Raw genomic sequence first — 11,674 nt, 5'->3', positions numbered from 1 at the left:
CCGATCTAAAGTAGTTGATTCCAAGCATCCACATCAAAATCAGCAATTGTCTTAGCAAACAAACGTGGATCCCTACCGTCCCCGTCACGATCACGCACAAGTGACACACCCGGGCGAGGATACTTAACCGGTTTCTTATCCTTAGTCTCCGCCTGATTCACGGCAGCAACCAGATCAAAAATATCGGCAAGCATAGTCTGGGTTTGATCCCACCTGACAGGCGTAACCCCGTCATCAAGAGCCAACTGATAAACCCTGGAGCGCGGATTAACCTCCAAGTGATGAATCAAATCAATCAGCCAACTAACCCGGATCCTGCCCACCCAAACATCAGGCAAACACAAGTGATAAAACTCGGCAAGGTCAGCCGTCAAACAGCCCGGCTGACCCTCCCGGCGATCATATTTATCAATTAATCCGCTGAGGTGAATAAATTTGAGCGCTCTTTCATGTAGTAAGCGAGCAGGTGAGACCACATCTCAATATCGTTACGGTGCTGAATCGACCACTCCAGATATGCTTCGGGATCCTCAGCGACACTCGCCAAGAAATCGTCAAGATCACCCATGCAGTCGATGATGATCAGCTGCTTGTCAGTCTCGGTCATGCCAGAGTGTTTCTTCTGGGTGAGCATGAACGTGTTCATGATACCGGTGATAACGTTCAGCTCTTTCAGCCGGAGAGACGCGAACGGTTTCACCCGTGGCATACTGTCGAGGATCCGCTGTGTTTCTTTCTCAAAGTCAGCGTCAATGACCGCAGGAGATGTCTCAGGTGCGGTCTCTTTTGCCTTAACGTTTGTAGCTTTCGTAGCCATAATCTTGTTTGTCCTATCGCGATAAAGTTGTGAAAATATTTGATAAGGTGCGGGCACACGCATAACGTTGGTGTGCCCGCACCCGGTTAATGCCAGACTCTAACCCGGCGAATGCTTACTTGCCCTGAAGCCCGGTCTTGTAAACAGCCATAATGCCCGGCTCAGAACCGGTACCACCAAACGCGGTCATCGGTGCAGCCAACAGCGCAGCTTTCAGCTTCAAACCAAAGAACTCATCAGCAGCGAAACTCGGCGCGTCATCCATACCAAACGACGCAGACGGAATATGGAAACCGAGCTTACCCGTATTATCCTCCGCATAGATGAAAATCGCCATCTCCACCGCTTTAGGAGTAGCCGGAACAACATAGCCTTTCTTGTTAGTGGTGAAACCACCATTAAAAGCAAGGTTAAGGTTCTGCTCGTTAACCTGAAGCGCCGACACGGTCATGCTCCACTTCGCAGCGGAATATATCACGCGCGCCGAATCAGACAACCAAGTCTCTTTAGTTTCCGCTTCGCCACCCTCTTTAGAGAATGACACCATGTCATTTTTAGACGTGTGCCCGATGTTCTTCCAAGTGCCGCCAACAGTGTCAGCGGTGAGGCTGAAATCGTCCAGTTCGCCGTCAGGTAGCGGAGTGTTCTTCGGTGCAATGAACACTGTGCCCCTACCAGGGATAATCGTTTCTGTAATGTTAGGCATGTTTGCCCCCCCTCTCAAAAGTAAAACCACCCCAAACTATGGAGTGGCAAAATATAGAAATATAGACCCGCTGAAGCGTTAACCGCCCCAGTCCTGCACCAGCAGGTTAAACGCTGCCGCATACTGGACACGTTCCTTACCCTGCACAAGCGTCACATCATGCACACGGTTAAACACGTTCACATCCTCCACAGAATGAACACCAACCGTGCCCACAACGCCCCGCCCCGGCGTAGCCCACGAATGCACCAGCTCATATAAGCCACTACACACGCGATGAGAATCAGCCGGATCACACACAGTCGTAAGCTGCAGCGTGAGCGACCAAACACCCAGCTCCCGCTGCCCGTTATTGAAAACCGTGAACATCACAGCCGGAGACTCCGACCAAGTCTCCCCGTTCACATCAGACAACAACGCAGCAACATGTTCAATATCAGCTAAGATAGTCGCAACAAACACCTCAAAATCAGGCAGATGTGGTTTCATTTACCGATACTCCTCGCGAAATAACGGTGACCACCACCAGGACGATGTTTACTGCCGTTCTCGATAACATACGCACCCGGATCATCCGAATACACGTAAACGTCATCAATCACGCTCTTCAACGCCAACCCGCCGTCACTCTCATGTGGCAAATGCCCAACCTTGATACTGTCGTGAAAATCACCCGTCACCTTATCCGGGTACGCGAGCGCTTTCACTTTCGTCTGCAACCGTTTACCGGCTTTCTCCAACTGCCCGCTAGACGCACACAACACCGCCGCAGCGATAGCCGCTTCACGTCCGTTAATGTAAACCACCGTCCACCCCCTTTCGTTAAGGCACAACCGGTTGAGGTTCACGCCCCAACCGTCTAAGCGTGATCCGGTAGTGAGCAGTACGTGGCGACCGTAGATTAGCTTGTGGGGATCCGTTCACGTCATGCCAGTAACCGTCCCACCACACAAGCGCGTTCTCGTCCGCAGTCCACTCGCGTGTGTACATGACAAACAGTGTGAGATAGCGGACACCGTACCGGTGGTCTTCTTCCTCACTCGCCCAGTCACGCACACCCTGAACATCAACCCGGCGCAGCCAGTAAGGGTCACCGTCTTTCACAAGCACGGTACGTTTCGCGCTATCACGCCCAACCTTACGAGGCTGCACGATAACATCACACACCCCGCGACCTCGGATACTCACCAGCCCAACCCCACAAAACTCGTGCCAATGAAACCACCCTCGCTACCGAGAAGCGCCCGCATGTTCATATCCGTGAACATGATATAGCCAGACGCTACCGCAGCACGGACAGTGTAACTGTAGTTACCCTGTTCCTCGGACGTGTACCCCTCCGGGTTACGGCACACCCGCAGCGCAGCTTCAGCAACAATCATCTGGTACAGCTCCTCCGGCAGTTTCCCCGAATCGAGCCGTTCCCGGATCCGCTGCCCAAACTGTGCCTGTAACAACAGCACGGACTTACGCAGCTGAGCTTCAATCCACTCTTTCCGCCCAAGCACATCAGGGTTACCCTCATACTGGGCGTACAGCACACTAACTGGTACATTAGGCAAAGTGACAGCCATAACGCCCCCCTTTCAGCTAGTCCTGCAACAGCGCCGCCAGTTCGCTATCAGTGAGCGTGTCCTCAACGGTCACACCACGCTGTTTAGCAAGCTCCAGCAGCTCATCCCGGCTCATATCGAACGGGTCTTTACCCTCAGATACGGTTTCAGGGACTGGCTTCTTCTTCGCAGGACGACCACGTTTAGGTTTAACCACCTCAACCGGTTCAGAATCCTCCACCGAAACATCATCAGCCACCCCCGCAGGTACTTCTACCACAACCGGATCCGGTGCGATCAGGTGAGCGCCAACAGTCGCCCACGCGGGCACCTCGTCCCCCGGATACAACACACAGGTTGTGAAATCCGGTGCCAGCAGGTTCACAATCGAATTAACTCTAGGCACACGACCTCCTAAAATATAGCCCCCAACTTGGCGGCTCCCCCGTACCATTACAAAAGACAGAACATAGGGAGCCGCCAAAATCAGGGAAACCAGACTACGCTAGCACCTTCAACGAAGCAGTAGCGTTAGCGTTACGGACAACAGGCACAGCGAGCGCCGACACAAGCACGTTAAACCCGGCAGGGTCATCATGCTCCAACGCGCCAGCAACAATACCCGGCACACCGTTCAGGCGTGGCTCCTTCAACGCTTCAGCGGTAACACCCAACAGAGTGTCACCAAGCGCGCCAGTGCCAAGCGCCTGATCGTAAACAGTGCCACCCTGCTTAGGCAGGAACACAACCTGTTTAGTACCAAACACGACCTGCTCAACACCGTTAGTGTCAAGGAACTTCTCATCACTGGTGATAACGTTGAACCCGTCCCGAGCGAACACACCCTTAACATCCTCAACGCTCACACGAGCTGGCAGGTCACTACCACGCCCATAATGAGCGGTAATGATCGCCTTGTTACCAGTCAGCTGATACAGCACATTCCGAGGAACATGGATCCCGCCAGGCTCACCCTTATAGGTGTTACGCAGCGCGATAAGGTCAGCGATAGGGTCAGCGTCCTGCTCACTCCACAGCTTAGACGCGGTAGAAGTCAGCTCAGGTTTACGCCCATAATCGATCTCGAACTTAAGCCCACGCTCATCAATCGAGGTTTTACCCCCAGCGATAGCCTCACTACCAGCCTGAATCAGACGAGTAGCAACACCCGCAGCGAGCACACGAGCGTACTCCTCAAACTTCGCCCCAATATCGCCGCCGATCTGAGTGAGCTGCGCAAACTCATTAACGTGCAGACGAGTGGACAGAGGCGGCAGCTTACCAGAACGGTTCTCGCTGCCCTTAACGACACCAACATTAGACTCGGTGTCGTAGGTGCGGTAGGAAGCCGCCTGGTGAACACCCGGCTGGTTAACCAGGAAATCAAAACTCAGGCTAGCCTCCTCTTTCGCAGGCAGATACTGCCCAACAATAGAGGCGTTAAACACAGCGTCAAATGTACCCTTAGCGACACCAGTTAACTGTGCCGCGTTACGGTGCTTCTCAGTGAAACCCATAAAACTACTTCCTTTCTACAAAAACCTACCGGCGAGGGTTAGGCTTTAATGAAACTGAAAACGCCCGCGCCCGCAGTAGCAGCGGTAACGCTAGTGCGCTGGTCGGTGATAGGGAGGAAACGCGGATCCACGATACCGTGCACAAGCACAGCCACCGCAACCTGCTTAGAAGTCTCACCCGCAGCGTTACGCAACGCCACACCCTCATCATTGTTCACGAAACCGTCCAGGTTAGTGCCGTCAAACGGTTTATAAGTCTTAGAATCAGAATCCCAAGTCAGAGCAAGCCCAGACGGGACAACGTAGTCTTTACGACCACCCACGTTATAGTGAGTTCCCTCAACCAGATTAGATACAAGGATCATGCCCGGTGTAGCGTTAGCTTCACCATGCTTGCTAGTCCTCCAGCGTGTATCCACCGGCGCGGTACGACGTACAGAAGTACTGAAATCAGTCACGTTCGATACGCTCCTTTCAAAAATAGAATCGGTTATTTAGCCTTATATCGTGCAAGCTCACGCTCACGATACGCAGCGATAGAATCCCCGGCTGACTCTTTCCTCTCCCGGGTTTTAGACATGACATTCCCAAACAAATTAGCGCTCTCAACAGGCTGCTTAAACGGTTTCGCAAACCGGCGAACCCGCTCCACATCCACACCGTCATCAGTCACGAACTTCTCAACCGCGACATTCTCCAGCAGATCGTCAAGCTGCCCCGCCGACAAATGCGGAAGTTCAGCCCTAAGCTCAGCACGAACCAGCGACGGCACGAGCGCTTTACGCCCCTCCGCGAACGCCACCGCTTTCGCTTCCTCCACAGCCCGCTCATTATCCGACATCTGCTGCTTAGCCAACTCGTCAAACTTCTCAGCCTTAGCCACAATCTCGTCAAAGTTCTTAGGGCGTGCCCGATTCTCATGCTTACGCGCCTGATGTTTCCAATAGGCGACCTGTTGCTCCGGAGTCATATCCTTAACCGGGGTATCCACCGGGAACGAGTCAGTCTCGCCAGTCCCCCCGCTTTCATCCCCGCCAGTATCAGACCCAGCGCCAGTGTCAACCGGTTCACCACCGCCGCTAGAACCTGTGTCAGGCTCCACAACAAAACGGATCCAAGCCGGTAACTTTCGTTCAGTTTTCATGTCATTTTCCTTACTCATGTCGATATAAGAAACCCCCAACAACCGCGCCTATGACAGGCACTAATGCCGGGAGCAAAAGATATTCAATTGTTAAGCGACTTTCCGCTTCAGCTCACGCCTACTAGCTTCCAGCCGTAAAATCGTGTCATCATCAGCGCGACGGTTACCCCGCAACACTTTCAACGCGAACTCCACATCCTCAAGCTCCTGTGTGGCACGCAACCGCTCATAGCTACCGTCAGGCGACGAATACACACGCTTACGTGGACTATCAACCCAACCCCGTTTAGGGTTATACGTCAACACCTGCCCAAGCTCACCATGCTCACGGATACTAACCCGCGTATTCAACAAATCCCCCGCACGAGTAGAACCACCCGCAGCACGATACACCCGCTTCAAATCCGCCTCATTCATACCCCGCCCCGGATCAAACACCGCCGTAGCAGGCAACACAACACAATTACAGCGAGCATGGATCGCATTCAAATTCTTACGCGAATACATACGAAACGAAGCCACAAAACACAAACCACAAGTGCCAGTCTTAGACAACTCTGGACGAATCACACGCCGCCACCCCAGAACCTTACGCTTCCCAGACGCGAGCACATCCGCACCCTCAGCAATCAACTTAGCCACACGATCATTCACGCCACCCGCAGCAACACGCTCACGCTCCCGCGTCCGCAACAACTCCGCGAACTCCTTACGCGAAAGCGTGTCATCGCTCGCATACGAAACATTATTACCCCGCAACGCTTTCGGATCCCACACAGTAGGTTTAACCGACCTGACACCACCCTTAACCCGTCTACCACGGCGAGCGCGTTTATCGGCACGCCCCTTAGCTACCGCTGCAAGCTGATCATCAAGATCAGGGTTAACCGCTTTCGCCAACTCGTAATCAAGCTGCAACTCTTCATCCGAACGGTATCGCCCCCGCTCCGTACCCGCAAACACGGCAGGCACGAAATCCTCATACGCCCAAACACCAGAATCAGCCGGAGTTACCGGATCCGGGAAATCTCCGCCGCGACGCTCCAACTCAACAAGCTCACGATACAAATCCTGTTTGTCCCGATCCGTAAGCGTGCCCGTATCCTTAACACGATCGTCTACATCCGCGGCGAGCGCGTCCCAACCATCAGAATCAGCAACAAACGGGTTTTTGTCCGTGTAAGAGTCCTCGAACTCGTCCGCAACATCAACCGCCAACCCCTCAGCGATCATCCGCTCCTGAAACCGTACCGTCTCATCACGCATAGCCGCCTGAACATCAAGGTCAATAATCTGGGTCAACCGTTCCGTAAACGCTCTCACCGGATCCTTACCCGCCGCCGCCGCGTCCGCTGCTGCCGCCGCCGGTCGCATATACACATCAACCGGTGACACCCCAGCGCGAGGATACAATTCCGTGAGCGGCAACTGTGACGGCGGCTGTCCCCCAACCAAATTAACCGCCGCCACATTATGCCTAGTCACCTCCCGGCGTGCCTCACGCAAACCCGCACGCAACACCGGTTGAGCTTCAAGCGCGAACACTCGCGCCCGGTAAGAATCCCGCCAGTCTGTGGATGAACCCCACAACCCCAACAAGACCCTAACCAACTGCTCAATAATCGACTGTCTCCTGCGGGCGTGCTCCGTCACCAACGAATCCGTCTGTGTCTCCACTAACTGGTGCAGCAACTAGACCACCCCCCAACACAGCCGACTCAAACGACTCCTCACGTCGATTAAGCTCCTCCTGAACCATCTCATCAGGAGTAAGCTCAAAAATATGCTCATCAATAAACCGAGACGTTTTACCCGCCTGACGAGCCGCACGCGCAGCTTCCGCACGATCCGCACGAACAATAACCTCCTGCGGCTCCCAAATCGTCTCAATCTCAGCCCGACTAGCACGACCCGTTTCACCATACGCTTCAAACAGTAAGCCCATGAACTCAGCAAACGCGGCACTATCCCTAAGCTGCCGGTCACGCACCTTGGCCTGAATCGACTCACGCGACAGTTTCGCACCCTCAGCCGACTGATTCACATTAGGAGTCAACGAATACAACGGAGTAGCAGTAACCGCCGCCAAATGCTCCAAATCCGTTTTCTCTGCAAGAATGAAACTCTGCAGATCAATACCAGACGACTCCCAAATCTTCGCACCAGGCGGTAAATTCCAAATCGCGGCAGGAGACGCTTTCCACAACTCGTTATAGTCAATCTTCTGACCCGGACTAGTCGGATGATCCTCCGGATAATACAACGGCAACGGCGTATCCTTATCAGGCATAATCGCCCGCTGCTTCAACGCCTGCATAGACGCAATAATAAGCCGCTGCAAAATACTCGTAGTAACCCGATCAATCGAATCAGTGTGAGCCTCAAACTCACCCAACCCGCCCGGATTAGTGAACGGCACAACCGGCACACGATCCGTAAACGCCAACTGTTGACCCGCGCCAGCCCACTCCCACTTAGAAGCGTCAACCGTCCAATCAGTACCATCCCGAGGAATAGACGAAACACCATTCTTGACAGGATACACAGCAACCCGCACATAGCCAGGACGCAACAAAGTGAGCACGTCACGCTGCTCAACCTCATCAAACGACACAATCACCGCCGCCTCACAAAGCCACGGACGCACCGGATCCATACGAACAGCAACACTCCACGGATCCTTCACAACCCCAAACGGGATCCCATCATCATCCAACCCGACAACACCGAACGCCTGCCCATACGTTGCCTTAGCAGTCTCCAAATCCCGGAACTGCACCGTCAAATGATTCTCACGAATAATCCGGGACGCCTCCGCGTCCCCATTCTGGTCATCCTCAACCGCAGTCCTAAACCCCCGCGGCTGAATACGCGAAGCCGTCTGCACCACAATCGTGTCAGCAAACGTCAACCGCGACCGCTCCGCAAAACGCTTATACGCCTCACGCGCAGCCGCGTCACCACCCTCAGGCACAGCAAACGACCCATTCCGGTAAGAATCCAACCGAGACAGCCGCCCAAACCCAGCCCCCAACTGGTCACCCAACAACTTCAACAACCAATCATCAGACCCCGGCACCTTAACATCCGACAACATACACAACACCCCCTAAAAATACAGGTCAAGCCCGCGGATCAAACGGCACATACTCACTACGCCGCCGCTCACGCTTACGCCCAGACGCATGAACCTGCGCCGCAGCCTCCAACGCCAACACCATACCCATAGCCGCGTCCATCTTGTTATCAGAACCCTTACGATCCTTACCAATCAAATAACCAAACGAACGCTTCCACCGGCGAGCATTCATCACATGCCGACGCAAAACAGGATCGTCACCATGTAACATCTCACCACAAGTAATAGCCGTATGCGCACGCGCAATAGCCTCCGCCATAACCGAAGACCGGTTAGTCCAAAACTCAACCGCATGTCCAGCAGACGCACGCACAAGATAATTAGCCCCATACAACAACGCCCAATCATCCACATACGACTGCCAAAACGGCGGATCCGCAAAAAACGCTGCCACATCATACTTCTCATGCGTTTCAGCAACAACAGCAGCAACCTCTTTACGGTCAATAGACCAACCCTTACCCTCAGCACCATCAGGACGCTCCCACACCTTAATCGGGAACACATACCGGTCAGACACGCGACAACCAATCAACACCGTAGCGTCCGACGACTGCCCACCATCAAACCCCAACGTGATCTGATCACCAGGCAAAGGAGGCAACACACGAAAACGTTCACCTGCAGCAACCGCTAGCTCACGACGCTTACGCAACCCAGCAGACTCCCACTCATGCACCTGTAACCAAGAATTAGCAGACGCAACAAGCGCATTCAAATAATAACGGCGCACTTCAGCTTCACTGTTCCGCTGGTCGAACATCTGATCCAGCTTCGTATCCGGCGAATTCCACGCCACCGCGTCCCCGTAAGCGTCCGCAAACGCAGCACGCAACCGCGCCCGATAATCCTCCTCGCTCTCATCATCACCCTTATTAAACGAGCCAGGATCGCCCCAGCGGTGGTCAAACAACAAGCGAGTATTACGAGCCTTACCCTCGTTAATCGCCTGCGCCTGACGATACGTCAACTCAGCCGACGACTCCTCACCCGGAGCATACATCGTAGTGGTCTCCAAAAACCAAGACCCCTCACTACGCCGCTTCTCCAAGTTCCGAGACACAACACCATACATTTTCCGCAACGCATTAGTGTTATACTCGTGTGTTTCATCAAACACAACGAACGTCTCTAGCCCACCATCCTTAGACGCAGCACCAGCCGTAGACGGGCGAATCTCCCCGCCACCATCCGCTTTCGACAACAATATACACGACTTATTAACCTCAACCCCATACAAACGAGCCAAAGCACTCAACGGAGCCGTATCAGTCGACAAATTATAGTAAACCGAATCATACACATTACCCGACTGCAGCTCCTCAGTAGCATTAATACGCACCATAGGAGACACAACCGGTTTACCAATCGGCTCACCCTCCTGATAAACATACGTCTGACCAAGAAACTCGTAAGTCTCCCCGCCCTCAGCCCAACGATCAAAACGACAATTACCGAACGCCTCCCACAAACACAACGCCGCAGCAAGCCCCGACTTATCACACCCCTTAGGACGCGACAAAAACGCCGAATCATACAACCTACGCCCAGACTCATCCACCGCATAACAATCAAGAATGAACCCAGCCATCTCATCGCTATACCGAACAGGCTGACCAATCACACCACCACGCCCGTGAACAACAAACGTCTCAATCCACCACAACGCAGCCCAACCAAGCGACCGATCACGATCATGTCCCTCAGCCGTAATAACCTGCCTAGGCAAACACAATCACCCCCAGCACAAACTAAGAGCGCAACCGTCTACGCCTTTCAGACCCCAAATCAGTAACATTACCCACCGCACCAACAGCGAAATCATTACTAGGAGCCTCAATCTCCCACTTCAAACGCGCCCGATCCGCATAAGTCGCACCAAAACACGCAACCCTCAACCGAATCTCACTCAAACGCTCCGAATTCTTACCACCAGTCATCCACATCTGATGATGAGCCAACGCCGTATCCAACAAATAATCCCAATCAGGATCAGTCACCATACGAGTCGCCTGAGGCGACCGCCGCCAATTCTCCCACCAACGCCGCGTCTGCGGGTGCCACTCCTCACGAATCGGATTCCCATCCACATCAAACTGAGGTTTACCATCCACAACAAGCTGCGGCAACACATCATCAGGCAAATCAAACCCACCCACAGCACCATCAGCACGCACACTCTCCCGAACCGGATTATCACGCTCACGAGACCGATTACCACCCGGCGGAAAACCACGACCAGCCACAAAAAACACCCCCTAATATCGACTAAAACCCCTGAAAAAACAACAAAACAACAAACCTCTATAAAACCCCAGAGTCACGCGCACCGCGAGCGTCAGAACCCGGCGGTGGCGGGTGGAATCAGCCCCGGGTGGGGGTGTCCTCCCCCAATAAACACAACATAAGTAACGCCCGTGCTTGAGCGGCGGCGCGGTGTGACCTGGTAGCGCGGCGGTAGGCTGTGCCGCCGCTACCCCCGGCGCGGCTATCGTGTCTCACGCGGCGCGGTGGCATGGCGTGCCGATGTAGCCCCGGCGGAAGCGGCGATGTGCTCTACCCGTACGGCGCGGCGCGTACCGTACACCGGCGGCGCGGCGGTAGCCTATAAGCATAAGCGCGGGCGTGCCTACACGCGGGCGTGCCTACGCGCGGGCGGTAACATACACCGTACACGGGTAACCGCGTATAACAGGCGGCGGGCATAACGGCGGCGGGCGGGTGCGACACGCCGAGCGCGTGCATGAATTTATTCCCGGGTTTCACCAATGTTTTCTAGGGTAGTAGCGGGTTTCATG

At 54.1% G+C, this 11,674-nt stretch carries 15 protein-coding genes; all 15 read right to left on the bottom strand.

Annotated elements, in window-relative coordinates:
* Positions 1-5: 5 nt before the first annotated feature.
* The 15 genes from EII30_RS07480 to EII30_RS07410 all read right to left on the bottom strand — a co-directional run bounded on the left by EII30_RS07480 (position 6) and on the right by EII30_RS07410 (position 11,122).
* Positions 6-338 (bottom strand): hypothetical protein, encoded by a 333-nt coding sequence (locus tag EII30_RS07480; RefSeq protein ID WP_148090565.1) that lies wholly within the window; start codon positions 336-338, stop codon positions 6-8.
* 74 nt (positions 339-412) lie between these two features.
* Positions 413-817, bottom strand: coding sequence for a hypothetical protein (locus tag EII30_RS07475; protein ID WP_124886713.1), 405 nt, complete (start codon positions 815-817; stop codon positions 413-415).
* A gap of 115 nt (positions 818-932) precedes the next feature.
* Positions 933-1,523: a hypothetical protein gene (locus EII30_RS07470; protein WP_124886712.1), complete on the bottom strand. Its 591-nt coding sequence runs from the start codon at positions 1,521-1,523 to the stop codon at positions 933-935.
* Positions 1,524-1,601: 78 nt separating this feature from the next.
* A complete protein-coding gene (locus EII30_RS07465; protein ID WP_124886711.1) occupies positions 1,602-2,012 on the bottom strand; it encodes a hypothetical protein in 411 nt (136 codons plus the stop codon).
* Positions 2,009-2,329, bottom strand: a complete 321-nt coding sequence (locus EII30_RS07460; RefSeq protein ID WP_124886710.1) for an HK97 gp10 family phage protein — start codon at positions 2,327-2,329, stop codon at positions 2,009-2,011. The genes EII30_RS07465 and EII30_RS07460 overlap by 4 nt, the downstream gene beginning before the upstream one ends.
* Positions 2,330-2,345: 16 nt before the next feature.
* Positions 2,346-2,711, bottom strand: a complete 366-nt coding sequence (locus EII30_RS07455) for a hypothetical protein (protein WP_148090564.1) — start codon at positions 2,709-2,711, stop codon at positions 2,346-2,348.
* Positions 2,708-3,085, bottom strand: coding sequence for a hypothetical protein (locus EII30_RS07450; RefSeq protein WP_124886708.1), 378 nt, complete (start codon positions 3,083-3,085; stop codon positions 2,708-2,710). Before EII30_RS07450 ends, EII30_RS07455 begins: the two co-directional genes overlap by 4 nt.
* A 28-nt stretch (positions 3,086-3,113) precedes the next feature.
* On the bottom strand, positions 3,114-3,482 hold the full coding sequence (locus EII30_RS07445) for a hypothetical protein (RefSeq protein ID WP_124886707.1): 369 nt from the start codon (positions 3,480-3,482) through the stop codon (positions 3,114-3,116).
* Positions 3,483-3,576: 94 nt separating this feature from the next.
* The gene (locus EII30_RS07440) at positions 3,577-4,593 is read right to left on the bottom strand and encodes a major capsid protein (protein ID WP_124886706.1); all 1,017 of its coding nucleotides are present in this window, start codon (positions 4,591-4,593) and stop codon (positions 3,577-3,579) included.
* A gap of 38 nt (positions 4,594-4,631) precedes the next feature.
* Positions 4,632-4,958 carry a hypothetical protein gene (locus tag EII30_RS07435; protein ID WP_124886705.1) on the bottom strand — a complete coding sequence of 109 codons (327 nt, stop codon included), beginning with the start codon at positions 4,956-4,958 and terminating at the stop codon, positions 4,632-4,634.
* A 125-nt stretch (positions 4,959-5,083) separates the two neighbouring features.
* Positions 5,084-5,737 (bottom strand): transposase, encoded by a 654-nt coding sequence (locus tag EII30_RS07430; protein ID WP_124886704.1) that lies wholly within the window; start codon positions 5,735-5,737, stop codon positions 5,084-5,086.
* Positions 5,738-5,827: 90 nt separating this feature from the next.
* Complete coding sequence (locus EII30_RS07425; protein ID WP_124886703.1) at positions 5,828-7,390, bottom strand: hypothetical protein; 1,563 nt, start codon at positions 7,388-7,390, stop codon at positions 5,828-5,830.
* Positions 7,353-8,834, bottom strand: coding sequence for a hypothetical protein (locus tag EII30_RS07420; RefSeq protein WP_124886702.1), 1,482 nt, complete (start codon positions 8,832-8,834; stop codon positions 7,353-7,355). The genes EII30_RS07425 and EII30_RS07420 overlap by 38 nt, the downstream gene beginning before the upstream one ends.
* A gap of 25 nt (positions 8,835-8,859) precedes the next feature.
* Positions 8,860-10,398 carry a hypothetical protein gene (locus EII30_RS07415; protein ID WP_199731596.1) on the bottom strand — a complete coding sequence of 513 codons (1,539 nt, stop codon included), beginning with the start codon at positions 10,396-10,398 and terminating at the stop codon, positions 8,860-8,862.
* Between the two features lie 229 nt (positions 10,399-10,627).
* Entirely contained in the window at positions 10,628-11,122 is a 495-nt protein-coding gene (locus EII30_RS07410; protein WP_148090563.1) for a hypothetical protein, read from the bottom strand.
* Positions 11,123-11,674 lie beyond the last annotated feature (552 nt).

Origin of the sequence: Leucobacter sp. OH1287 (assembly GCF_003859945.1) — a bacterium.
Taxonomy (GTDB): domain Bacteria; phylum Actinomycetota; class Actinomycetes; order Actinomycetales; family Microbacteriaceae; genus Canibacter.
This window is presented reverse-complemented; position numbering and strand designations above follow the sequence as displayed.